Origin of the sequence: Plantibacter sp. CFBP 8804, assembly GCF_014841225.1 — a bacterium.
Taxonomy (GTDB): Bacteria; Actinomycetota; Actinomycetes; order Actinomycetales; family Microbacteriaceae; genus Plantibacter; species Plantibacter auratus.
In genome coordinates this window covers 122205-144711 of the sequence record NZ_JACYTU010000006.1, presented here as the reverse complement: position 1 = coordinate 144711, position 22507 = coordinate 122205, and the positions used below count along the sequence as shown (strand labels likewise).

At 70.5% G+C, this 22507-nt stretch carries 21 protein-coding genes and 2 tRNA genes; 11 read left to right on the top strand and 12 right to left on the bottom strand.

Annotated elements, in window-relative coordinates; all coding sequences use genetic code 11:
• Positions 1-262 precede the first annotated feature (262 nt).
• Positions 263-1051, bottom strand: a complete 789-nt coding sequence (locus IFU11_RS12860; protein ID WP_079706484.1) for a DeoR/GlpR family DNA-binding transcription regulator — start codon at positions 1049-1051, stop codon at positions 263-265.
• 175 nt (positions 1052-1226) lie between these two features.
• Here IFU11_RS12860 and IFU11_RS12855 point away from each other — a divergent pair, with 175 nt between their 5' ends.
• The 7 genes from IFU11_RS12855 to IFU11_RS12825 all read left to right on the top strand — a co-directional run bounded on the left by IFU11_RS12855 (position 1227) and on the right by IFU11_RS12825 (position 8338).
• Complete coding sequence (locus IFU11_RS12855; protein ID WP_192019175.1) at positions 1227-2111, top strand: SIS domain-containing protein; 885 nt, start codon at positions 1227-1229, stop codon at positions 2109-2111.
• The gene (locus tag IFU11_RS12850; protein ID WP_192019174.1) at positions 2108-2986 is read left to right on the top strand and encodes an ROK family protein; all 879 of its coding nucleotides are present in this window, start codon (positions 2108-2110) and stop codon (positions 2984-2986) included. Before IFU11_RS12855 ends, IFU11_RS12850 begins: the two co-directional genes overlap by 4 nt.
• Positions 2983-3933 carry a 1-phosphofructokinase family hexose kinase gene (locus IFU11_RS12845; protein WP_192019173.1) on the top strand — a complete coding sequence of 317 codons (951 nt, stop codon included), beginning with the start codon at positions 2983-2985 and terminating at the stop codon, positions 3931-3933. Before IFU11_RS12850 ends, IFU11_RS12845 begins: the two co-directional genes overlap by 4 nt.
• Positions 3930-4769, top strand: coding sequence for a class II fructose-bisphosphate aldolase (locus IFU11_RS12840; RefSeq protein ID WP_192019172.1), 840 nt, complete (start codon positions 3930-3932; stop codon positions 4767-4769). Before IFU11_RS12845 ends, IFU11_RS12840 begins: the two co-directional genes overlap by 4 nt.
• A 571-nt stretch (positions 4770-5340) precedes the next feature.
• Complete coding sequence (locus IFU11_RS12835; protein ID WP_153303529.1) at positions 5341-5511, top strand: hypothetical protein; 171 nt, start codon at positions 5341-5343, stop codon at positions 5509-5511.
• 144 nt (positions 5512-5655) lie between these two features.
• Positions 5656-7236: a cation:proton antiporter gene (locus tag IFU11_RS12830; protein WP_064296856.1), complete on the top strand. Its 1581-nt coding sequence runs from the start codon at positions 5656-5658 to the stop codon at positions 7234-7236.
• 73 nt (positions 7237-7309) lie between these two features.
• Positions 7310-8338 (top strand): YdcF family protein, encoded by a 1029-nt coding sequence (locus IFU11_RS12825; RefSeq protein WP_192019171.1) that lies wholly within the window; start codon positions 7310-7312, stop codon positions 8336-8338.
• Between the two features lie 97 nt (positions 8339-8435).
• Here IFU11_RS12825 and IFU11_RS12820 read toward each other — a convergent pair whose 3' ends face one another.
• Entirely contained in the window at positions 8436-8810 is a 375-nt protein-coding gene (locus IFU11_RS12820; protein ID WP_192019170.1) for a hypothetical protein, read from the bottom strand.
• Between the two features lie 126 nt (positions 8811-8936).
• Here IFU11_RS12820 and IFU11_RS12815 point away from each other — a divergent pair, with 126 nt between their 5' ends.
• Positions 8937-9827, top strand: a complete 891-nt coding sequence (locus IFU11_RS12815; RefSeq protein ID WP_192019169.1) for a metal-dependent hydrolase — start codon at positions 8937-8939, stop codon at positions 9825-9827.
• A 26-nt stretch (positions 9828-9853) separates the two neighbouring features.
• Here IFU11_RS12815 and IFU11_RS12810 read toward each other — a convergent pair whose 3' ends face one another.
• On the bottom strand, positions 9854-10360 hold the full coding sequence (locus tag IFU11_RS12810) for a DUF4190 domain-containing protein (protein ID WP_192019168.1): 507 nt from the start codon (positions 10358-10360) through the stop codon (positions 9854-9856).
• A gap of 180 nt (positions 10361-10540) precedes the next feature.
• On the opposite strand from IFU11_RS12810, the gene IFU11_RS12805 reads away from it, so the two are divergent.
• Positions 10541-12778, top strand: coding sequence for a HelD family protein (locus IFU11_RS12805; protein WP_192019167.1), 2238 nt, complete (start codon positions 10541-10543; stop codon positions 12776-12778).
• Between the two features lie 102 nt (positions 12779-12880).
• Entirely contained in the window at positions 12881-13591 is a 711-nt protein-coding gene (locus IFU11_RS12800; protein WP_079706474.1) for an endonuclease/exonuclease/phosphatase family protein, read from the top strand.
• Between the two features lie 132 nt (positions 13592-13723).
• Here IFU11_RS12800 and IFU11_RS12795 read toward each other — a convergent pair whose 3' ends face one another.
• From IFU11_RS12795 to IFU11_RS12785, 3 genes are all read right to left on the bottom strand, one after another.
• Positions 13724-14467 (bottom strand): RNase H family protein, encoded by a 744-nt coding sequence (locus IFU11_RS12795; protein ID WP_192019166.1) that lies wholly within the window; start codon positions 14465-14467, stop codon positions 13724-13726.
• A gap of 90 nt (positions 14468-14557) precedes the next feature.
• Positions 14558-15451, bottom strand: coding sequence for a putative RNA methyltransferase (locus IFU11_RS12790; protein WP_192019165.1), 894 nt, complete (start codon positions 15449-15451; stop codon positions 14558-14560).
• Positions 15452-15632: 181 nt separating this feature from the next.
• Positions 15633-16535 carry a hypothetical protein gene (locus IFU11_RS12785; protein ID WP_192019164.1) on the bottom strand — a complete coding sequence of 301 codons (903 nt, stop codon included), beginning with the start codon at positions 16533-16535 and terminating at the stop codon, positions 15633-15635.
• 102 nt (positions 16536-16637) lie between these two features.
• On the opposite strand from IFU11_RS12785, the gene IFU11_RS12780 reads away from it, so the two are divergent.
• Entirely contained in the window at positions 16638-16886 is a 249-nt protein-coding gene (locus IFU11_RS12780; protein WP_192019163.1) for a DUF2795 domain-containing protein, read from the top strand.
• Between the two features lie 203 nt (positions 16887-17089).
• On the opposite strand, the gene IFU11_RS12775 is transcribed toward IFU11_RS12780, so the two are convergent.
• The 6 genes from IFU11_RS12775 to serS all read right to left on the bottom strand — a co-directional run bounded on the left by IFU11_RS12775 (position 17090) and on the right by serS (position 22474).
• Positions 17090-17178: transfer RNA gene (locus tag IFU11_RS12775), tRNA-Ser, on the bottom strand.
• Positions 17179-17380: 202 nt separating this feature from the next.
• Positions 17381-18721 carry an LCP family protein gene (locus IFU11_RS12770; RefSeq protein WP_192019162.1) on the bottom strand — a complete coding sequence of 447 codons (1341 nt, stop codon included), beginning with the start codon at positions 18719-18721 and terminating at the stop codon, positions 17381-17383.
• 91 nt (positions 18722-18812) lie between these two features.
• Positions 18813-18897, bottom strand: a tRNA-Ser gene (locus IFU11_RS12765).
• Between the two features lie 96 nt (positions 18898-18993).
• Positions 18994-20241, bottom strand: coding sequence for an LCP family protein (locus IFU11_RS12760; RefSeq protein WP_192019161.1), 1248 nt, complete (start codon positions 20239-20241; stop codon positions 18994-18996).
• A gap of 146 nt (positions 20242-20387) precedes the next feature.
• Positions 20388-21212 (bottom strand): HAD family hydrolase, encoded by an 825-nt coding sequence (locus IFU11_RS12755; protein ID WP_086475291.1) that lies wholly within the window; start codon positions 21210-21212, stop codon positions 20388-20390.
• Positions 21209-22474 carry a serine--tRNA ligase gene (gene serS / locus IFU11_RS12750; RefSeq protein ID WP_137244123.1) on the bottom strand — a complete coding sequence of 422 codons (1266 nt, stop codon included), beginning with the start codon at positions 22472-22474 and terminating at the stop codon, positions 21209-21211. The genes IFU11_RS12755 and serS overlap by 4 nt, the downstream gene beginning before the upstream one ends.
• Positions 22475-22507: the final 33 nt, after the last annotated feature.

Sequence of the window (22507 nt, the reverse complement as noted above, 5' to 3'; positions counted from 1 at the left end):
CCGCGCGGAAACATGGGGAGCGGGGTCGCACTTCGACAGGCTCAGTGACCGGGAGGGCGGCTCAGTGACCGGAAGGGCGGGTCAGTGACCGGAAGGGGGATGGCTCAGCGGCCGAGAGGAGGGGTCAACGACCGGGAGGGTGCGGCACTTCGACAGGCTCAGTGACCGGAACGCGGCTCAGTGACCGGAAAGCGGCTCAATGGCCGGAGGGGGCGACTCAGTGAACAGCAGGGCGACTCGCCGGTCGGCGACCGCAGAGGACTCAGGCAGCGATGATGAGCTCGACGCCGGCCGCGGCCAGGGCGTCGGCGAGCGTCGGATCCACCGGCTGGTCGGTGACGAGCACGTCGATGCGGTCGAGCGGGCAGATGCGGGCGAAGGTCGCCTTCGTCATCTTGGTGCTGTCGGCGACCACGATGACCCGCTTCGCGACCTTGACGAACTCCTGACTCACCGAGGCCTCACCCTCGTGGAGGGTGGTGGCGCCGAACTGCGCGCTCAGGCCGTCGACGCCCAGGATCGCGACGTCGAGGGCGATCTCGGCGAGCGCCCCAGCGACGAGCGAGCCCACGAGTTCATAGGACTGGCGTCGTGCGACGCCACCCGTCACGACGATCTTCACGTGCGAGCGCACGGACAGTTCGAAGGCGATGTTGAGCGCGTTCGTCACGATCGTGACCGAGGCGTCGCCGTCCGAACGGACGAGGTGCTCACTCCGCCCGATCACGCGCGCGACCTCACTCGTGGTGGTACCGCCGTTGAGTCCGACGGCGTCGCCGACGTTGATCAGGGCGGCCGTGGCCTTCGCGATGGCCATCTTGGCGTCGGCCTGGCGGGCGATCTTGTACTGCAGCGGCAGCTCGTAGCCGGTGCCGAGGGCGGCGGCACCGCCGTGGGTCCGCGTGACGAGTCGCTGTTCGGCGAGTGCCGTCAGGTCGCGGCGGGCGGTGGCCGCGGAGATGCCGAGCGCTTCGCCGATCTCCGCGATCGTCACGTTGCCGCGTTCGCTCACGAGCTCGAGCAGGGCGTTGAGTCGCTGTTGCTGCGTCATCTGTCCTGCTTTTCCGGTCGGGTCGGGCGTACTGTGACCATCATATGGGCGCTCAGCCAGCGCCTGTCTGATTGATTCTGACGATTTGCACTGGTATCGATCAGATTCGATCCGGTATGGTTGCGGCAACGCATCGCCACGCTGCGATCGCGTCCCCTCACGTGAAAGGCACGTCATGCCCGAGACCTTCGTCGCCGCCGAACTGGCGTCGCAGCCCGAATCCTGGCGCACCGCCGCCGCCCTCGTGCCGGAGGCCGCCGCCGTACTGCCGCAGCCAGGTGAGCGCGTCGCGGTGGTCGGGTGCGGCACCAGCTGGTTCATCGCGATGAGCTACGCCGTGCTGCGCGAACAGGCGGGGCTCGGCATCACGGACGCGTTCGCGGGCTCGGAGTTCCCCGGCGTCCGCGACTACGACCGCATCGTCGCCATCTCACGCTCCGGCACGACCACGGAGATCGTGCACCTGCTGGAGGCGGTGGGCGACTCGGTCACCACCGTCCTCATCACCGCGGTCGACGACTCCCCCGCGACCGTTCCGGCGGCACACGTCATCGCCCTCCCCTTCGCCGACGAGCGTTCCGTGGTCCAGACCCGCTTCGCCACCACGACGCTCGCGCTCCTCCGCGGCTCGCTCGGACACGACGTCGAGGCACTCGCCGTGGAAGCCGAGCGGGCGCTGCAGATCCCGATCGACGAGTACCTCGCCGCCGACCAGGTCTCCTTCATCGGACTCGGGCACGCCGTGGGCCTCACCTTCGAGGCCGCGCTCAAGACCCGGGAGGCGGCACAATTCTGGGCGGAGTCCTACCCCGCCATGGACTACCGCCACGGTCCTATCGCGATCGCGCAGCCCGGCCGACTCGTCTGGTCCCTCGGCCCGACACCCGCCGGCCTGCCGGAGGACGTCGCGGCCACCGGAGCGACCTTCGTGCAGCACGACCTCGACCCCATCGCCGGGCTCGTCGTCGCCCAGCGCTTCGCGGTCGCGTTGGCTGAGGCCCGCGGCCTCGATGCTGACCACCCCCGTTCGCTCACGCGCTCCGTCATCCTGACGCCGTGACCGAGCGGGCGGTCCTCGGCATCGATGTCGGCGGGACCGGGATCAAAGCCGCACTGACGGATGCCGACGGCACGGTCCTCGGGCGCTGGCGCGAGGCGACGCCTTCGGGCGACACCTCGGGTGTCCTGACTCGCGACATCGTCCTCGGACTCGTCGCCGCCGCGAGCCGCGTCGCGGCCCCAGCGGCCGTCGGGGTGGTCGTGCCCGGCGTCGTCGACGAGGAGCACGGCGTCTGCATCCACGCGGTCAACCTCGGTTGGCGCGACCTCGCCTTCCCCGAGCTCCTCCGTCCCGCGCTCGACGTCCCGCTGGCCTTCGGGCAGGACGTCCGCGCCGGGGCGCTGGCGGAAGCGGTCTCGGGCGCTGCAGCCGACGTCACGGGCACGATCGCGTTCGTACCGGTCGGAACCGGTCTGGCCTCGGCGCTCGTCATCGACGGCGTCCCCTTCGCCGGCGGCGGCTGGGCCGGCGAGATCGGCCAGCGCGTGATCCAGGACGGCCCGCATCGTGGGCTCCGGGTCGAGGAACTCGCCTCAGCGGGCGGCATCGCACGACGTGCGGGCGCCCGCGACGCGAAGACCGTCGCCGACGCCGTCGCCAGTGGTGACGCCGCCGCGATCGCCATCTGGAACGACGCCGTCGATGCACTCGCCGAGGCCCTCGCCGGCATCACCGTCGTCGCCGCACCCACCGCCATCGTGATCGGCGGTGGGCTCGCCCTCGCCGGAGCCGCCCTCTTCGAACCGCTCGAGCACGGACTCCGCGAGCGGCTCGACGTCGTCCGTGTCCCGCAGCTCCTGCCCGCTCGTCACGGCGACGAGGCGGCCACGGTCGGTGCGGGGATCCTCGCGCGCCGACTGGTGGCAGCCCGATGACGACCACGCCCGCGCCGCGTCGCGTCGTGGTCGTCACGCCGAACCCGGCTGTGGACATCACCTACACGGTCGCCGAGCAGCAGCTCGGGGTCACGCAACGCGTCCAGTCCGTCGTGCGGCGTGCCGGCGGGAAGGGCGTGAACGTCGCTCGCGTCCTCGAGACACTCGACGTCCCGACCCTGCAGGTGCTCCCCCTCGGTGGCGCCTCCGGCACCTGGCTCGCGGACGCCCTCGCGGCCGACGACCTCCCCACCCGGGTCGTGGAGCTCCGCGCCGAGACACGCTCGACGGTCGCGGTCGTCGACGGCATCCACCATCCGACCCTCTTCGCCGAAGCCGGTCCGGTCGTGACACCCGAGGAGTGGGCCACCCTGACGACCGAGCTCCGACGCGCACTCCACGACGCGAGCGCACTCGTCATCTCGGGCTCGCTCCCGCCGGCCACGCCCGACGCCGTCGTCGAAGCCCTCGTCCGAACCGGGCACGACGCCGGCGTCCCCGTGATCGTCGACGTCAGCGGCACGGCGCTCCTCGCCGCGGCCCGCGCCGGTGCGACGATCCTCAAACCCAACCTCGACGAGGCCCTCGAGGCGACGGGCGCCGCCGACCTCGCATCGGCTCGCGCGGCACTCCTCGCGCTCGGCGCCCGCGCGGTCGTCATCTCCCGTGGGGCCGACGGCCTCACCGCCGGCGACGCCGATGGCGCCCACGAGGTCCCGGCCGTCCCCGGGGTGAGCGGCAACCCGACCGGTGCCGGCGATGCCGCCACGGCCGGCCTGGTCGCAGCACTCCGCGCGGGAGCCACACGTCCCGAGGCACTCCGCACGGCGGCGGCGGCAGGCGCGGCGGCCGTGCTCGAACCGATCGCCGGCGCGATCGACCTCGCCGCCTTCCACCGATTCCTCGACGCACCCGCCGCATCCGACCCCATTGGAGCAACCGAATGACCACCGCCCTCGACTTCACCGCGCTCCTCGCCAACGCCTCGGCCTCGAACGCCGGCATCGCGGCGTGCAACGTGGTCCTCCTCGAGCACGCCGAGGCGATCGTCGCCGGCGCCGAGGAGGCCGGGCTGCCGGTCATCCTGCAGATCAGCGAGAACTGCGTGCGGTACCACGGGTCGCTCGCCCCCATCACACTCGCCTCGCTGGCCATCGCCCGCGCAGCGACGGTCCCGGTCCTCGTCCACCTCGACCACGTGGAGTCGGCCGAGCTCGTGCGCGAGGGCGTCGAGCTCGGCGTGGACAGCGTGATGTTCGACGCCTCGACCCTGCCGTACGACGAGAACGTCCGCGCGACGAAGGAGATCGTGGACTTCTGCCACGCGCGCGGTGTGGCCGTCGAAGCCGAACTCGGCGAGGTCGGCGGGAAGGACGGCGTGCACGCTCCGGGTGCGCGCACGGTGCCGTCGGAGGCCGTCGCGTTCGTCGCAGCGACCGGCGTCGACGCCCTGGCCGTGGCCGTCGGCACCTCGCACGCGATGACGAGCCGAGAGGCCGCGGTCGACCACGCGCTGATCGCGCAGCTCCGACGCGAGGTGCCCGTCCCGCTCGTGCTGCACGGCTCCTCCGGGCTCCCCGACGACGAACTCCGCGCGGCGGTCCGTTCCGGGATGACGAAGATCAACCTCTCGACGCACCTCAACGGCTTGTTCACCCGGGCGGTGCGCGACGTCCTCGACGAGCAGCCGAAGCTCGTCGACCCCCGCACCTACGTGCGGGCCGGTCGCAGTGCGGTCGCGGCCGAGACTGCGCGGATCCTGCACCTCCTCGCGACGGACTGAGCACTCCCAGGAATACCACAGCAACACGCAACGCTGAGCTGTTAATATATATTGTGTTGGAGTTCTTCCAGCACCTCCACCGGTAACCGATCGTCCCCCGCGATCACCCTCCGGCCTCCCGAGCCCGATATCCCTTCGGGTGCGCGGGAGATACGGCCACCCCTCCCCTAGGTGCGGTGGCCCGAAGCTCTGCGACACCGCCGGTCGATGCTCGGGTCTGACCTCGGGCATCGACCCGCGCAAGCACGGACGCCGGGCATTCCCAGGTTGCTCTCAGCTTGGTCGCGTACGTTCGTTCCTCGAGTGCCGATGTCACAACCGGCTTCCGTGTGCAGAGTCCACACCTCCACGGATACGCCGATGCTCCCGACACGACACCACCAGCCGCCCTCCAGAGCGGCGAAGAACGATCCACCGGACGGCCCCAGCCGACCAGCGCAGCCGAATCTCGGCGCAGCTGCATACCGGACGGTCTCGTCGCTCCGTCCATGCGACCTGCACCGATCGTCATCGCATTCCCCCTCTGGAACCGGCCCATCCATCATCCGTAACACCAGAATCGAGAACCACCATGTCCATCACTCAGACTCGGACCCCAGCGTCCTCCAACCGTTCAGCGGGCACCGCCGTCCACGGCCGCGGTCACTCCACCGAGAAGCTCACCTACCGCTTCGGTCTCCGCACCCGCGAGACCGGTGCGGAGCAGCGCGGCTCCAGCAGCGCGGCCAACCGCCGCGGCTGAGCCGCCTCACCGTTCCACCCGACGCCCCCGCACGGCCGACCGTGCGGGGGCGTCGTGCGTGCGGAACCGGTGCCGATCACGGCCACTCCGGAGTTCGGACGATCGTACGGACGACCACGGCCTCCCAGGTGGGAGAATCCCCACATGGATCCCGTCGCGCTCATCTCGTGGATCGTCGTGTTCGTCGTCGTCACCGTCATCGTGTCGGGCCTGTCCGGCCGAGCGGGTGTCTCCGCCCCGGTGGCCCTGGTGCTCGTCGGCGGCGTCGCGTCGTTCATCCCCGCCGTTCCGACCGTCGAGATCGAACCCGACCTGATCCTCTACGGCCTGTTGCCGCCGCTGTTGTTCGCGTCGGCGATCCGGATCTCCCTCATCGACATCCGTGCCCGTAACGACGGCATCATCCTGCTCTCGGTGGGTGCGGTCGCGTTCACCGTCGTGTCGGTCGGGTTCGCCAGCTGGCTCCTCATCCCGTCGATCACCCTCGCGGCGGCGTTCGCGTTCGCGGCGGTCATCGCGCCGACCGACGCCGTCGCCGTGAGCGCGATCGCCGGACGACTCGGGCTCCCCCGCCGTGTGCTGACGATCCTCGAGGGCGAGAGTCTGCTCAACGACGCCACCGCACTCGTGGCACTCAACGCCTCGATCCTCGCCATCACGAGCGTCGTCAACCCGGTCATGATCGCCGGCGAGTTCGTCATCGAGGTCGTCGCCGGCGTCGGCGTCGGTCTCGCGGTCGGCTGGGTGCTGTCCGAGGTCCGCCGACGCCTGCGCGCCCCAGTCCTCGACACCTGCCTCTCCCTCATCACCCCGTTCCTCGCATTCCTCCTGGCGCAGGCGATCCACGGTTCGGGTGTGCTCGCGGTCGTCACCGCCGGGCTACTGCTCGGCTACCGGGCACCCATCGTGCAGTCGGCCGAGGCGCGCATCGCCGAGTCGCTCAACTGGCGCACCATCCAGTTCCTCCTCGAGAACGCCGTCTTCCTGTTCATCGGGCTCAACCTGGCCGGCATCCTCGAGGGGGCGATCCAGACCGGTCCGGGGCTCTGGCCGACCGTGTTCATCAGCATCGGGGTCCTCGCGGCGCTCATCGTCTCGCGGTTCGTGTGGGAGATGACGGTCACGGCGATCTACCGGCTCGGGCCGAGACGGCTCCGTGAGCGGAGCTGGTCGTGGGGCAACGGGATCGCCGTCTCCGCAGCCGGCGTCCGTGGCGTGGTGACCCTGGCGGCCGTGTTCCTGCTGCCCGAGGACACCCCGTCGCGCGAGTTCCTGCAGTTCCTGGCGTTCGTCGTCGTGGTCGGCACGCTCCTGTCGGGGCTCGCGCTCCCCCGGATCATCCGCGCGCTGCACCTCCCGCCGCCGAACCACAGCCAGGAGCGCGTCGAGCAACTGATGCTCATGGCGGAGGTCCAGACGGCCGGCTTGGACCGCCTCGACGAGCTGACGACCGAGGCGGACGAGGAGCAGGTGCTCAACCGTCTGCGGACCAATGCGAGCTTCGTGGCCAATGCCCTCGAGCAGTACACGGGTGACGGCTCGGAGCTTCGCACGGTCGCGTTCGCCCGACTCCGCCGCCAGATGATCGCGGCGGAACGCGAGGCGCTCCTCTCGGCGCGCGCCGAGGGTCGCTACCAGGAACCGGCGGTCGCCGCGGTCCTGGCGGCGATCGACGCCGAGGAGGCGACACTCAAGGCGATGACGCCGAAGCCGCCGCGGTCATAGCACCCCGGACGCGCTGCCCGCACGCCCCAGCCGAACGACCGGTACCGGAAGATCGGTCGGGCAGGATGAGGGCATGATCATGTTGTTCCCGGCCGCCATCTTCGCGGTGCTCTACGTCGTGAGTCGACGCCACGACGCCCGCCGCCTGCGCAACGGGGTCTTCCTGGTCTCCGCGATCGCCTGCGGACTGGTGGCGCTCCTCTCGGAGGCCTCACGCACGACGCCGTTCACCGTGCTCCTCGCCGCGTTCGGCACGGTCCTGCTGGTGGGCGTGCTCGGGGTCCTCCTCATCGGCAACGGCATCACGATGCTCCGCCTCGAAGGACGCAGCCTGGGCAACCTGCTCTCGCTGTTCGCCGGGGTCGCGATCCTCATCCTGCCCGTGCTGGCCGTGCTGCTGGTCCTCGGAGCGCACCCGCAGTCCCTACCCTCGTGGCTGACGATCATCCTCGTCGCGCTGGGTCTCCTGCTCGGGTTCGCGTGCTTCTACGCGGCGGCGACGTTCGCGGCCTTCGGCGTGTACTCGCTCGTCTACAGCCGCTACCGCCACACGCGCACGCCCGACGCCCTCGTCGTCCTCGGTTCCGGCCTCATCCACGGCGAGGTCCCGCCGTTGCTGCGCAGTCGCCTGGACCTGGCCCTCCGCATCTATCGGGCCACGTCACCGGGGAGGACGCGACCGATCCTGATCCCATCCGGCGGCCAGGGCGACGACGAACCACGCCCGGAGGGGACGGCCATGGCCGAGTACCTCGTCGCGAACGGCGCGGACCCGTCCGACGTGCTCCCCGAGACCACGTCCACGAACACGCGCGAGAACCTGTTGCTCTCCCGGGACCTGCAGCAGTCGGCCGGACGGGACGGCGAGACGATCGTGGTGACGAACAACTACCACGTCCTCCGCGCGGCGCTCCTCGCACGTTCGATCGGGAGCGACGCGCAGGTGATCGGCTCCCCGACGGCCGCCTACTACGTGCCGAGCGCGTTCCTCCGCGAGTACGTCGCCATCATGGTCGAGCACCGTCTGCTCAATGCGCTGGCGATCGCAGGCGTCGCGGGCCTGATCGCCCTCGCGGTGGTCTGGTCGCTCCTGCCGATCTGAGCCGCCCTCCCACCCGAGGACGACGACGCCCTCAGCGCACGACGGGCCGTCCTCCGAATGGAACGGAGGACGGCCCGTCGGTCGCGTGATGCCCGACTCAGTCGGGTGCGGTGTCGTAGACCTCGCGGGCGTCGTCGGTGGCCTCGGAGGCCGGCCCGGAGTCGGGCTGGTGATCGGTCGAGCCGTCGGCGTCGCCACCGTCACCCTCGGCCAGCGGCGCGTCGAGTTCGGTCGAGGGCTCCGGCGTCTCGACGGCCTCCTCGGTCGCCTGCTCCTCATCGGGAGCCGCGTCTTCCGAGCCGGTGCCGTCGACGGTCTGACTCGACCCGTCCGAGCCCGGTCCGGCGGTCGTCTGGTCGGAGCTCACGAGCTCTGCGGTGTCGATGTCGGCACCCTCCCAAGCTTCCTGGTCCGCTCCGGCCGCACCGGTCGCGAGGTCGTCGCTTGAACGCTGGTTCTGCTGATCCGTCATGATGCACTCCTCTCCGCGGAACGCGTCGCGCTCCGTGTCCTCGGACTCTACGACGTGATCCTCCACGGTCTCCCGGGGTTGACAGCCGCCGACGGGCGCCCGGGCCGGTCGCGATAGCGTGGGGACATGAGCCTCCCCGTCACGGACACGCGCGTCACCTATCCCTCCGGAGCCCTCGTTTCGACGGGCACGGTGCTGCACGTCGAACCCGTCGGCGACCACCTCGCCGTCGTGCTCGACGAGACGGCCTGCCACCCGGTCGACGCCGCGTGGCCCGACCAGCCCGCCGACACGGCGACCATCACCTTCGGTGCGGGCACGAGTGCCGTGGAGGTCGCCGTGACCGACTGCGTCGTCGCCGCGACCGACGGCACTCAGTTGTACCTCGGCGCCGACATCCCCGTGAAGAAGGGCACCGAGGGGTGGGCCTTCCTCGTCGCCCACCTGGTCTCCGCCGAGGCGACCCCGAGCGCCGTCGAGGGCGAGACGGCCCGCGTCGAGGTGGACGCGTCCACCCGACACGCGCTCTCCGCCGGACACACCGGTTGCCACCTCGCATCACTCGCCCTGAACGCCGCGCTCGCCGACGCCTGGCGCAAGGAGGTCGTCCCCGACGCCCTCGGGGCCCCCGATTTCGACGCCCTCGCCTGCGAGTCGTCGCGGATCGCTCCGAACGCGTCGACCGATCGTTACCGCATCGGCAAGTCGCTCCGGCGGAAGGGGTTCGACCCGGCCGCCCTCGACGACCTCGACGCGCTGGCGTCGCGCATACGGAACACGCTCGACGGCTGGTTGGACAGCGGCGCCGCCGTCCGGATCGATCGCGAGGGCGAGCTGCTCACCGATCGGCGCAGCTGGCACTGCGAGTTGCCGGGCGGCCCGGCGGTCATCGCCTGCGGCGGCACCCACGCGGCGTCGCTGAGCGAGTTCTCGAGTATCGCCGTCTGGCTGGAACGCGAAGAGGTCGACGGTGCCGTAGTGCTATCGATGGTCAGCACGGTCGTCCCGGCCGGCTGACCGATGGCTCGGCGGCTGACCGGCGGCTAAGCGGCGATGCCCGTGGAGGCCGCGCCGCCGACGCCGGCGAGCAGACCGCCGATGACGAACACCCAGAGCAGCACGAGTGCCGCCCAGACGAGCAGGAACAGCCCGTTGAGCACGACGCCCGTGATGGCCATCGCGCGACCGGCGGGCTCACGGCGGAGCCCCATGAGGCCGAGGACGAATCCGACGACCGGGAGCACGAAGGTGAACCCGAAGAACAGCGACACCAGGCCGATGACCATGCTGGAGATGCTGAGCCCCTTCGGCGGCGACGCCGGGTAGGGGTAGGGCGCGGGGTATACGGGCGCATACGGCTGCGCGTACGGTTGCATGCCGTACTGCTGCGGGTAGGGCTGCTGCTGCGGGTAGGGCGCCTGCTGGGCGTACGGCTGCACCCCGTACTGCTGGAGCTGCTGTTGCGGGTACGGCTGCGGCGGAACCGACTGCTGCGAGTGCGCCTGCTGCGGCGCAAGGGGCTGCGGCTTCGATCCGTCCGGTGTGCTCATGCCCGCCAGCCTATCGACCAGCCCGCGCTCGGTGCCCGACCCCTCGCCCCGACGGCAGCCTCCAGCTCTCTGAGAGCTCACGCTCAAGGGCGGTGAGGGGCCCGGAAAGCGACTACCGTATTCGTGCGGTCCTCGCAGTGAACCCGGAACACGGACCGCGCCACACCCAGAAGGAGCACCGTGCAGAACGACGCGATCGCCGAGGAACAGGACCATCTCGATCGGCTGCACGACGTGATCCGGTCGCAGTCGGACCTCGAGGAACGACGCTCCGAACTCGCCCTCCGCGCCTTCGACGGCGACGACGACTCGAGCTTCTCGGAACGCGACGCCCTGGTCGCCCACCACCGCCAGCGGATGGTCGAGCTGCGTTCGTCCAGCTACGGACTCCTCTTCGGCCTCCTCGAACGCGAGACCGACGAACGGCACCACATCGGGCGCATCGGCCTGCGCGACCCGGAGAGCGGCGACCAACTCCTGTTGGACTGGCGCGCACCGGCCTCGCGCCCGTTCTACACCGCGACACCACTCCGCCCCGAAGGCCTCCGCCTGCGCCGCCGCATCGGTACGGCCGGTCGCCGCGTCACGGAGGTGCACGACGAGGTCCTCGACACGACCATGCTCAGCGAGGACGAGCCGAGCGGCATCGGCGAGTCCGGTGCGCTGCTGGCGGCCCTCGGTCGCGCCCGGACCAAGCACATGGCGGACATCGTCGACACCATCCAGGCCGAGCAGGACGCGATCATCCGGGCACCCCTCCCCGGCACGCTCCTCGTCCAGGGCGGTCCGGGCACCGGGAAGACCGCCGTCGCCCTCCACCGTGCCGCGTACCTCCTCTACGAGCACCGCGAGCGACTCATGCGCAGCGTCGTGCTCATCGTCGGACCGAACTCGACCTTCCTCGACTACATCAGCCGTGTGCTGCCGTCCCTCGGCGAGACCGCCGTCGTCCTCGTCACACCGGCGACCCTCGTGCCGGGACTCGACGCACACGCGGAGGACTCGCTCGAGGCCGCCGAGCTCAAGGGCCGGCTGCGCATGGCCGACGTCGTCGCCCGGGCCGTCCGCGAGCGCCAGGTGCCGCTCGACGAGCCGGTCACGATCCGCATCGCCGGTGACGGCCCGCTCCGCGTCACGCCGGGCGTCCTGCGCCGGATCAAGGCCGGCATCGAGCGCTCGGGCACGCCGCACAACGAGGCGAAGCTGCGGTTCGACCGCGCCGTGCTGACGCACCTCATCGGGCTCGAGGCGAAGCGCGACGGCTTCGAGCCCCGCACTGGCGAGGACGCCGACGAGCGTCGACAGGAGCTGAGCGAGGAGCCCGAGGTCGAGGAGCTGCTCGACACGATGTGGCCGATCCTCGAACCGGCCGAGATCATCGACCGCCTCTTCACCGATCCCGAGCTGCTCGCTCGCGTCGCGCCCGACCACACCGAGGAGGAGCGTCGCCTCCTGCTCCGCGAACCCTTCGCCGGAACGGACGGCGCAGGTGAGACCGACTGGGCGGCCCGGCTCACGCCCGGCGACATCGCCCTCGTCGACGAGGCCGCCGAGCTCATCGGCGAGGACCAGCGCCCCGAGCTGGAACGCCAGCGCCGCGCCGCCTACGAGCGCCGGCACGACGTCGAGTACGCGCGCAGTGTGCTCGAGATGATCGGTGACATCAGCATCGACGACGAGGCCCAGGACGACGACTACCTCCGTTCCGCCCAGGACCTCGCCGACCGCCAGACCGTGGAGGACGACCGCAGCCCCGCGGAACGCGCCGCGAGCGACCGCACCTGGGTCTACGGGCACGTCATCATCGACGAGGCGCAGGAGCTCACCCCCATGCTGCTGCGGGCCGTCCTGCGACGCGGCCCCAACCGCTCGATGACGCTCGTCGGCGACATCAACCAGCAGAGCACCTCCGCCACCCGCTCCAGCTGGCAGGAGCTGCTCGGCCCCCAGCTCCCGCGCTGGACCGAGGAGCTGCTCACCGTCAACTACCGGACGCCCGAGCAGATCATGGCGCTCGCCGATCCCGTCCGGCTCGAACTCGACCCGGACTCCCCGGCGCCCGTGTCGATCCGACGCGGCGAGGAGGAGCCCGTGCAGCTCACGGTCGAACCCGCCGCGCTGGCCCCGACGGCGGTCCGCGCCGCCGTCGACGCGATCACCGCACACGCCGGTATCGCGGGCGTCATCGCACCCCGCGCGCTCCTGGCGGAGATCGACACCCTCCTCGCCGACGCCGGAGCCGATCGCGCGCGGGTGTGGACCGGCACCGCGCGTGAGAGCAAGGGCCTCGAGTTCGACAGCGTCGTCCTCGTGCAGCCCGACGCGCTGGGCGGGACAGGCCACGCGGCCCTGTCACTCCGGTACGTCGCGCTCACCCGTGCCACCCAACGGCTCACGGTCGTCGACTCGTCGAGCTGACCGTCGGCATCCGGCGACGCACCGTCGTCCGGACCCCTCCAGAGCACCGGGCGACGGGAAGGACCGTAGGCTTGGGCTCTGCCAACAGAATGTGAGGCTGGGATGAAGGTCATCAGCTACAACCTCCGCAAGAACAAGGCCAGCGGCGAGCTCGTCGCACTCACCGAAGAGTTCGGCCCGGACGTCCTCGCGTTGCAGGAGGCCGACACCCTGCAGCTGCCCGCCGAGCTCGGCGGCCTGCACCTCGCCGACAGCACCCACCGCAACCGGCTCGGCCTCGCGATCTACTACCGCCGCGACCGGTTCACCGCCGAGTCGACGCAGACGTTCGCGCTGAAGAAGTCGCTGCACGACATGGTGCTCGCGCCGGCGCACGAGCGGCTCATCGGCACTCGCCTCACCGACGTCGAGGCCGGGCGCGAACTCATCGTCGCCTCGTTCCACGCGGCCCCGCTCACCGCGCTCAACTCCCTGCGTCGGCACCAGATCAAGGCCGCGCACGAGCAGCTGCACGCGATGGGCGACGTCCCGACGCTCATGGTCGGCGACTACAACTACCCGCTCTTCCAGAAGGGCCTCGGCACCAAGATGCAGGAGAGCGGCTACGACCTGAGCCTCAGTGACCGCAGCACCTACACCCGCTACAAGATGTTCCGTGGGCACTTCGACTTCGCGACGTCCGTGGGCCTCAAGATCGACCGGGTGCAGACGCTCCGCCGCGGTATCTCGGACCACCTGCCGATCCTCGTGGACGCCAGCTACGGCTTCGCCGTGCCCGAGGACGACGACGCGCCGGAGTCCGCCGCCCGCTGACCGGGTCGCCTGCCCCTGCGCGCGCCCCGTCCGGTTCGCAATTCAGGATGCGCTCGGCGCGGCGCCCCTCTGCCGCAGCGTGTCACGCGGGAAACGCCGCGCTCGTCCTGAGTTGTGAACTCGGAAGCGACGTCAGATGAGGCCGCGGAGGAACTCCTGGACGCTCGTGCCGGCCTCGCGGGCGCGACGGACCAGGCGCTCGTGCTCGTCGGACGTGAGGTCGAGGGTGAGCTGGTGCCACGTCGGCTCGACGTCGAGTGAGAACAGCGCGCCGTCGTCCTCCGCGTCGAAGACGGGGGCGGTGCGCTCTTCCTCCACCTCGAGGTCGGCGAACAGCTCCGGCTCGGTCGTCTCTGTGGCGGTGTCAGCGACGGCGTCGGCCTCGGGGGTCGACGGGGTCACCGCAGCTCCGGCGCCGGTCCACCCTGGTCCCTCCGGCACCGGCGTCTTGCGCTGGAACGCCTCGGCGGCCGTCCGCGCGCGGATGTCGGCGGCCTCGTTGAGTCGGTGACCGACGTGCCCCTTCACCCACTCGAACCGGTAGCGCCGCCCGGCGATGGCGGCGTCGATCTCCTGCATGAGCTCGAGGTTCATGACGGGCTTGCCGTCGCCCTTCTTCCAGCCCTTCTTCTTCCAGCCCGGCATCCACTTCGTGATCGAGTCGATGACGTACTTGCTGTCGCAGAGGATGTGCAGGTCCTCGTCGAGGTGCTCGGTGGCGCGGAACAGCTCGAGGACGGCGCGCAGCTCGCCCATGTTGTTCGTGCCGTGCGGCCATCCCCCGGCTGCCCAGCAATCGTCGTCGACATACCAGGCCCAGCCGGCGGGTCCGGGGTTGCCGAGGGCGGAGCCGTCTGCGGCAGCGGTGATCGTCATGAGCGCCTTTCGATGAGTGCCCTCCATCGTATCGACGCACCACCGACGCCCCGACGCCGGTCCCGCGGTGCCGGGGCGGGCCGGCCGACGTCAGGCGCGCGTGAAGACGCTGAGGGTCACGGCGACCGTGACCGCCGTGTATCCGGGCAGGTCGGCGATCGCCTGCTCGAAGACGTCGTCGTCGAGGTGGTGGGCGCTCGGCCCCATGCGGACCTCGTCGCGCACCTCTTCCGGCATCAACTGGACGGCGTAGTCGAGCGTGTCGCGGGAGCGGAGCTCGAACCCGTCGAGCTGCGCGTCCAGTCGGGCGTCCTTGCGCTCGGCGATCCCGATCATGCCGAGCCGATCGCGCAGCTCGGCCAGGTGACCGGGTTGCGGCGTCACGACGGTGAGCAGGCCGTCCGGGCGGAGCACCCGACGCATCTCGGGACCGTTGCGTGGGCCGAAGATGCTCAGCAGGTGGTCGACCGAGGCGGTCCGGAGCGGGAAGGGTGCCCAGGCGTCGGCCGTGGCGGCTGCCGCTCGTCCGTGCGCACGCGCTGCGCGACGTGCTGCGAGCGGCGACAGGTCGAACCCGAACCCGCGCCAGGCCGGTCGGGCGTCGAGGATCCGGCCGAGGTAGTAGCCGGTCCCGCCGGCGATGTCCACGACGAGCGGGGCGCTGTCGTCGTCGACCGAGCCGTCCGGGAGGAAGCGCGCGAGCGGCAGGGTCGTGGCGACGTGGTCCGCGATCGGCTCGTAGTGCTCGGCCTCGAGGAACGCTGCGCGGGCCGCGACCATCTCCTGCGTGTCGCCGGTCTTCGGCGTCCGACCGCCGACGACGAGCGAGGCGTACCCCTGCCGGGCGATGTCGAAGCTGTGACCGGCGGGGCAGCGCAACACGCGGTCGCCGAGCTCGAGGGTCGCGGTGCAGATCGTGCACGCGAGATCGGGGGCGACGAGGCTCAGCCGATCGTGCTGCGGGACGTCAGCGAGGATCGGCATGCCTTCGAAACGCTCCGCTTCCAGCTGCTGTGTCCGTCGCCGCCGCGATGCTTCCGGTTGTCGCACTTCACCCACACGGTGAGTCTAGGCGCGTGCCGCATGGTGCGTGCGCCGGAACATTCGAGCGGCGATCGGTCGCGGCGGGGCTTCGGCACCGCGGTGACTCGATCAGCTCGGTGACTCAGTCCTCGAGCGCGCTCCGCAGACGCTCGACGTCCTCGTGTGCGGCGTCGCTCGCACGCTGCGCCCGGTCAGCCTCTCGTTGGCGTCGGGCCCACTCGAGATCGGCGTCGGCGATGTCCGCGTCGAGCTCCTCGAGCCGCCGCGCGAGGTCCTCGCGGTCACGCTGCAGTCCCGATCGCCGGACCGCCGACTCGTCCAGGAAGGCGGTCGCCTCCTCACTCGCACTGGACGCTGCCTCCTCGTCGCGCTCGGCCGCCTCCAGCCGGGCCCGAAGGCGTCGGCGTCGGTCGTCGTCTTCGCTGGAATGGTCGCCGTCTCCGTCGCCCCGCGTCCCAACGGACCCGTCGGCGGTGGAGCGCCTACCGGGGGAACCGATCCCGCCGACGACACCACCCCAGCCCGCTCCGCTCGAGGTCGGGGCGTCGGTCAGTCGACCGGAGGACACCTGCGCGGCGAGGTCGGCGTCGGCACTCGCCGCCTGCAGGCTCTGGCGGACGGTCTCGATCACCGCTCCGGAGAGGGACGCCCCCTCTGCCGCGGCGGCCTCGACAGTGGCGGTGACGAGCGTCGCGATCAGCGAGCGACGTTCGGTGCCGAGCGTGCGGAGCGCTGTGGCGTCGCCGGAGCGTTGAGCGTCGCCGAGCGCTGAGCCGAGCAGTTCCAGCTCGCGGAGCAGGTCCGGGTGGTGCGCCGTCAGCACGTTGAGCGCCCAGGCGGCGACCGACGGTTTTCGGAGCGCGAGGATCGCCGTCGCCAGCTCGTCGTCCCCGTCGTCGCGCGCTGCGACGGCCAGGCGTTTGCGCTCCGCCACGAAGCCACTGAGCGGGACGCGCAGCAACTCGACGGCTGCGGACGCGAGGCCCGTCGGGGCCGGCGTCCCGGTGTCGCGGTCGTCGGGCACGGTGCCGCTCCCTCGCATCATTTCACGTCAGGCTAGCGCCCTCTTGCGCCAGAACGGCGTCCGACTGTCGCCTTTTCAGGGGGTGCTACCGACAATGTGGACATGGATGCCAGACCTTACCCCGACACGGTGGAGCCGCCTGTGACAGCGGGCTTCACCGACCTCAAGACCCTCCTCAGGACCGTGGACTTCCCGATCTCCCGCCGTGAGCTGCAGTCGATCGCGGTCCGATCCGGACTCGACCGGGGGACGCTCGCCGCGCTCAACACGCTCACCGAAGAGCACTACGCCGGCTCGTTCGGCATCCTCCGCGAACTCCGCCACCACGGCGAGCTCCGTCGCTCCGCCTGACCACCCCGCCCGACACCTGGTGGACTCCCCAGCGCGGTGCGCTGACGTGAGCGCGGGTCACAGACGCGGGCGCGGGTCTCCGGAGGGGCGCGCTCACGCGTGCGGGACGCGGTGACGTCAGCGCACCGCGCTGGCGATTCCGCCAAGCGTCTTGCAACGCAGAAACCCCCGGCGAACCGAGGGTTTCGAGCTGAGATCCAGTGCGGAGACGGCGGGATTTGAACCCGCGGTCCCCTTACGGGGACTCCACCTTAGCAGGGTGGTGCACTAGGCCGAACTATGCGACGTCTCCATGTGCGCTCGCAAGCGGACGCACGACGACCAGCATAACCGGAGATGGGCGTGGTGACGAATCCCCGGGTTCGAGACGCCCTTCGACACTTCGACAAGCTCAGTGACCGGGACTCTGGTTCCTGAGTCTGTCGGAGGACAGGGACCGGGGCGGCCACTTCTGCGCTCGCTGAAAGACCGGCGTCGGAGCGGGACCGGGACGCCTACTGGTCGTCGAGGGTACGACCGCGGGAGCAGGTGCGCTGGTCGGCGGTCTGACCCGTCACGGACGACGGAAGGACCACTGCACCACCGGCGGAGGGGTCGGTCGCATCGGCAGGCGGGGCCGTCGCCGCAGGATCGCCACCGGCATCCGCACCCTCGGCGGGATCGACCGCGGTCGGGTCGGTCGGGTTCGCCACCGCACCCGCGCCGGTCGCGCCCGAGAGCTGGATGGGCTGGTCGTTGCCGAGCGCCTCGAACAGCGCGGCCGCCGCATCGTCGATCGGCTCGACCCCACCCTCGACGGCCGCGTTCGGATACTGCACGAACGCGATGTTCGCGAGGTCGACCTCACGGAGCGTCATGGCGATCGCGATCATCGTGTCGAGGCTCGTCAGGCTGTCGGACAGCTGCATGTTCTTCGCCGCCGCTTTGGCCAGGGAGTAGAGGATCCCAGGGTTGGTCAGCGTCTCGGCGCTCTTCACCTGCTGCATCATCGCCGACAGGAACACCTGCTGGTTGCTAATGCGACTGAGGTCGCTGCCGTCGCCGACACCATGTCTGGTGCGGAGGAACTGCAATGCCTCGTACCCCTCGAGCGTGTGTTCACCGGCTGAGAGGAAGGTGTTCGTGTACTCGTCCTCGATCGGGTCGGCGACGCACACCGTCACCCCGCCGAGCGCGGTCGACATGGCCATCACGCCACTGAACTGGACCTCTGCGGCGAACGGGATCTCGAGGCCGGTGAGCTGCGACACCGTCAGCGCCGTGCAGGCGAGTCCGCCGTAGCTGAGCGAGGTGTTGATCTTCTGCCGGCTCATCGAGTCGAACGAGCCGCCGGACGGGTCGGGACAGGACGGGATGGGGACGAACATGTCGCGCGGGAAGCTGACGACGGTCGCGTTGCTGTGGTCCTCGGAGATGTGCACGAGCATCGTGACGTCGTTGAGGTTGCCCGTCTCCTCCTCGGCATCACCGAAGACGGGGTCCTGACCGGCGCGCGAGTCGCTGCCGACGATCAGGAGGTTGACACCACCCGGATACGCCCCGATCGCGGGCAGGTCGGTGACCGCCTCACCCTGCGAGTCGACGAGCGCGACGCCGGGCTTCACGGTCGCGGCGACGTCCCAGAGGGCGATGCCGGCGACGATGCCACCGCTGACCAACGCGACCGCGAGCGTCGAGGCGACGATCTTCAGGCCGGTCGTGATCGGGTTCGAGCGCTTGAGTCGTCCGTGGCGGGCGATGGTCGCGAGCTTCTTCGGGCGAGGCCCACGAGCTGCCGTTCGGCGAGCCGGGGCGTCGCCGGCGGGCTCGTCGATGTCGGTCGAATGCGGGGGCATTCGTCGATTCAACCACGGGTTCATGTGAAGCGCACAGCCCGGGGCCCTGGGCTCCGAGGTGCGGGAGCCTCTCGGGGCGGTGAAAGGAGTGCGGAGGGCGTGGGATTCGAACCCACGAGACATTTCTGCCCACCAGTTTTCAAGACTGGCTCCATCGGCCGCTCGGACAGCCCTCCTGATGGTCGATCGCCCGCGATGACGCAGCTGACGACCAGGATCGAGTGTATCGGATGGGACCAGCGGCGAAGCGGCCCCATCCGATCACGCGGAGACTACTGGTCTTCCTCCGGACGACCGGCCGTGCAGGTGTTCTGCGCGGCGTTCTGGCCCGTGATCGTGTCGGGCAGGGCGACAGGGCCGGCAGCGGACGGGTCCGCGGGCGCTGCCGGGTCCGCCGTCGCAGCGGGGTCGGCCGCCGCGTCGGTCGTCGCCGGGTCTGGCGTGACCGGCGCGTTCGGGTCGGTCACGACGTACTTGCCGGTGGCGGACAGGGCGACGGCCTGGTCGCTCTGCAGCGCCGTCCACAGGACGTCGGCATCGGACGTCGCCTCGACCCCGCCCTCGACCGTGGCCGTCGGCGTCTGGACGAACGCGACCCGGTCGAGCGGGATGTCCTTGAGCGCTGCGGCGATCGACACCATCGTGTCGATGTTGTTCAGGCTGCTCGACAGCGTCACGTTCTTCAGCGCGGCACGGGCGATCGAGTAGAGCTTGATCGGGTCGGAGAGCGTGTCGCTGCTCTTCAGCGTACGGACGAGCGAGGAGAGGAACACCTGCTGGTTCGAGATGCGAGAGAGGTCGCTGCCGTCGCCGACGCCGTGACGTGAGCGGAGGAATGCGAGGGCGGACGCGCCCGAGAGGTCGTGGGTGCCGACGTCGAGGTTGATGCCGCTCCAGGCGTCGTTGAGGGGTTCGGTGACACACACCGGCACGCCGCCGACCGCGTTCGACATCGAGATGACGCCGTCGAAGCCGATCTGCGCGGCGAACGGGATGGAGAGGCCGGTGATGCCCTCGACCGTGGAGACCGCGCAGGCGAGCCCGCCGTCGGCCCCGCCGTACATGAGGGCGGTGTTCATCTTGTCGCGACCGTTGCCGCCGTCGGCGCAGTCGCCGATCTGCACGTACATGTCGCGCGGGAAGCTGACCACGGTCGCGCTCGAGTGGTCTGCCGAGATGTGCATGAGGATCGTGACGTCGTTGAGGTTCTCGTCTCGCTCGCCGTACGCCTGGTTGCCGTCGCCCGAGTCGCTGCCGACGAGGAGCAGGTTGACGCCGCCCTCGATCGCCCCGATGTTGGGCGGCGGAGCACCCGGCGTCTCGTTGTCGAGGTGGGCGACGGGCTTGACGCTGTTGGCGAGGCCGAGGGCTGCCACGCCGGCGACCGCGATGCCGCTCACGCCAACGACGGCGGCCGTCGCGGCGACGATCTTCGCGACGGTGACGAACGGGTTCGACTTGCGGAGTCTGCCGTGACGGACGGCGGCGCGCGGTTTGGACGCGTCGGCGTTGCGGGTCATGGATCTCGCTCTCGTCTCAGGAACAGGGGTGGCCGGAACCCAGGAGACCGGGCTGCGGCGAGTCGTCCGGTGACCCCTGGAGCAGGCGCGCACCGACGCCCCGTGCCCACCGGAAACGGCGAATCGGCACGGAGCTTTGGACGATGCTAACCCGAAATGCTCCTCAGGAGCTGAGAGAGACCGTCGTCGGTGACCGTGCCGGTGACCTCCGACGCGACTGCGAGGACCTCCTCGGGCGCCTGGCCCATGGCGACACCGCGTCCTCCGGCGGCCGCCCAGCCGAGCATGTCGACGTCGTTGCGGCCGTCGCCGACGGCGACCATCTGCGAGCGCTCGAGCCCCAGCCACTCCCGGACACGCTCCAGCGCGGTCGCCTTGTTGACGCCCTTCGGCGCGATGTCGAGCCACGCCGTCCAGCCGATCGCGTAGCTCACCTGGCTGAGCCCGATCTTGTCGACGATGCGGAGGAACTCCTCCTCGTCATGACTCGGTGAGACGACGACGACGCGCGTGACGGGGCTCGTCACGAGCTCCTCGAACGGCACCTCGATCGCGTTCTCGAGGTTCCAGTCCTCCATGCCGACCGTGTACTTGCGGAAGCCGTCGGGGTACTCGACCATGTAGCTGCCCTCGGAGAGGTGCGGCTGGATGAGCCCGAGGACCTCGGTCGGGTCGAAGGTCTCCATGAAGAAGCGCTCGTAGGAGTCGGGCTTCGACTCGTCGCGCTTCATGATGAGCGCACCGTTCGCGCAGACGACGTACTGCGGCGTCAGCTCGAGCTCCTCGAGCACCGGGCGCGTGCTCTCCCAGCTGCGACCGGTGGCCAATGTGACGATGTGGCCGAGCGAGACCACGCGGCGCACCTCGTCAGCGACCGACAGGCTGAGCGAACCGTCCTCGTGCAGCACGGTGCCGTCGATGTCGAGGGCGATGAGCAACGGGGTCGCGGTGGTGGTCGTCTCGTCCGTCATCGGATCGGCCTCGCGACCTCGATGCCGCCCAGATACGGACGCAGCACCTCGGGGATGACGACGCTGCCGTCCTCCTGCTGGTGCGTCTCGAGGATCGCGACGATCCAGCGGGTGGTCGCGAGCGTTCCGTTGAGCGTCGCGACCGGCGTGGTCTTGCCCGACTCCGTGCGGTACCGGGTGTCGAGGCGACGCGCCTGGTAGGTGGTGCAGTTCGAGGTGCTGGTGAGCTCGCGGTAGGAGTCCTGCGTCGGCACCCAGGCCTCGACGTCGAACTTGCGTGCCGCGCTCGACCCGAGGTCGCCGGCGGCCGTGTCGATGACCCGGTAGCTGAGGCCGAGCGACTGCAGCATCGCCTCCTGGTACGACAGCAGGCGCTCGTGCTCGGCGGCGGCGTCCTCCGGCTTGGTGTAGACGAACATCTCGAGCTTGTTGAACTGGTGCACCCGGATGATGCCGCGGGTGTCGCGCCCGTAGGACCCGGCCTCCTTGCGGTAGCAGGTCGACCAGCCGGCGTAGCGGAGCGCGCCCTGCTCGAGGTCGAGGATCTCGTCGGAGTGGTACCCGGCGAGCGCCACCTCGCTCGTACCGGTGAGGAAGAGGTCTTCGCCGGCGATCTGGTAGACCTCGTCGGCGTGCTCACCGAGGAAGCCGGTGCCCTTCATGATCTCGGGGCGCACGAGCGTCGGCGTGATGAGCGGGACGAAGCCGGCCTCGATCGCGCGGTCGAGCGCGAGGTTCATGAGGGCGATCTCGAGGCGGGCGCCGATGCCGCGGAGGAAGTAGAAGCGCGAGCCGCTGACCTTGGTGCCGCGCTGCATGTCGATGGCGCCGAGGAGTTCGCCGAGCTCGAGGTGGTCGCGCGGGGTGAAGTCGAAGGAGGGGCGTTCACCGACCTCGCGGAGCGTGATGAAGTCGGCTTCGCCGCCGGCGGGCACGCCGTCGAGCACCGGGTTCTGGATGCGACCGGCGACGTCGGCGAAGTAGGCCTCGGCCTCCGTCGCGACCTGCTGGGCCTCCTTGACGCGGGCGGCGAGCTGCTGCGCCTGGGCGACGAGGGCGGCCTTCTCCTCCTTGGGGGCCTTGGCGACCTGCTTGCCGAACGCGTTCTGCTCGGCACGGAGTTCCTCGAACCCGGTGATCGCGGCGCGGCGTGCGGTGTCGGCGTCGATCGCCTGGTCGACGAGGTCGACGGAGGACCCTCGCTTCTGCTGCGACGCTCGGAGGACTTCTGGCTGTTCGCGGAGGAGTACGGGATCGATCACCCGGCAAGTCTAGCGATCGAGGTCGGTGACGAG

Coding starts and splice junctions, on each gene's coding strand:
- IFU11_RS12860 (WP_079706484.1), bottom strand. CDS start 1,051: ATGACGCAGCAACAGCGACTCAACGCCCTGCTCGAGCTCGTGAGCGAA.
- IFU11_RS12855 (WP_192019175.1), top strand. CDS start 1,227: ATGCCCGAGACCTTCGTCGCCGCCGAACTGGCGTCGCAGCCCGAATCC.
- IFU11_RS12845 (WP_192019173.1), top strand. CDS start 2,983: ATGACGACCACGCCCGCGCCGCGTCGCGTCGTGGTCGTCACGCCGAAC.
- IFU11_RS12840 (WP_192019172.1), top strand. CDS start 3,930: ATGACCACCGCCCTCGACTTCACCGCGCTCCTCGCCAACGCCTCGGCC.
- IFU11_RS12835 (WP_153303529.1), top strand. CDS start 5,341: ATGTCCATCACTCAGACTCGGACCCCAGCGTCCTCCAACCGTTCAGCG.
- IFU11_RS12830 (WP_064296856.1), top strand. CDS start 5,656: ATGGATCCCGTCGCGCTCATCTCGTGGATCGTCGTGTTCGTCGTCGTC.
- IFU11_RS12825 (WP_192019171.1), top strand. CDS start 7,310: ATGATCATGTTGTTCCCGGCCGCCATCTTCGCGGTGCTCTACGTCGTG.
- IFU11_RS12820 (WP_192019170.1), bottom strand. CDS start 8,810: ATGACGGATCAGCAGAACCAGCGTTCAAGCGACGACCTCGCGACCGGT.
- IFU11_RS12815 (WP_192019169.1), top strand. CDS start 8,937: ATGAGCCTCCCCGTCACGGACACGCGCGTCACCTATCCCTCCGGAGCC.
- IFU11_RS12810 (WP_192019168.1), bottom strand. CDS start 10,360: ATGAGCACACCGGACGGATCGAAGCCGCAGCCCCTTGCGCCGCAGCAG.
- IFU11_RS12800 (WP_079706474.1), top strand. CDS start 12,881: ATGAAGGTCATCAGCTACAACCTCCGCAAGAACAAGGCCAGCGGCGAG.
- IFU11_RS12795 (WP_192019166.1), bottom strand. CDS start 14,467: ATGACGATCACCGCTGCCGCAGACGGCTCCGCCCTCGGCAACCCCGGA.
- IFU11_RS12790 (WP_192019165.1), bottom strand. CDS start 15,451: ATGCCGATCCTCGCTGACGTCCCGCAGCACGATCGGCTGAGCCTCGTC.
- IFU11_RS12780 (WP_192019163.1), top strand. CDS start 16,638: ATGGATGCCAGACCTTACCCCGACACGGTGGAGCCGCCTGTGACAGCG.
- IFU11_RS12770 (WP_192019162.1), bottom strand. CDS start 18,721: ATGCCCCCGCATTCGACCGACATCGACGAGCCCGCCGGCGACGCCCCG.
- IFU11_RS12760 (WP_192019161.1), bottom strand. CDS start 20,241: ATGACCCGCAACGCCGACGCGTCCAAACCGCGCGCCGCCGTCCGTCAC.
- IFU11_RS12755 (WP_086475291.1), bottom strand. CDS start 21,212: ATGACGGACGAGACGACCACCACCGCGACCCCGTTGCTCATCGCCCTC.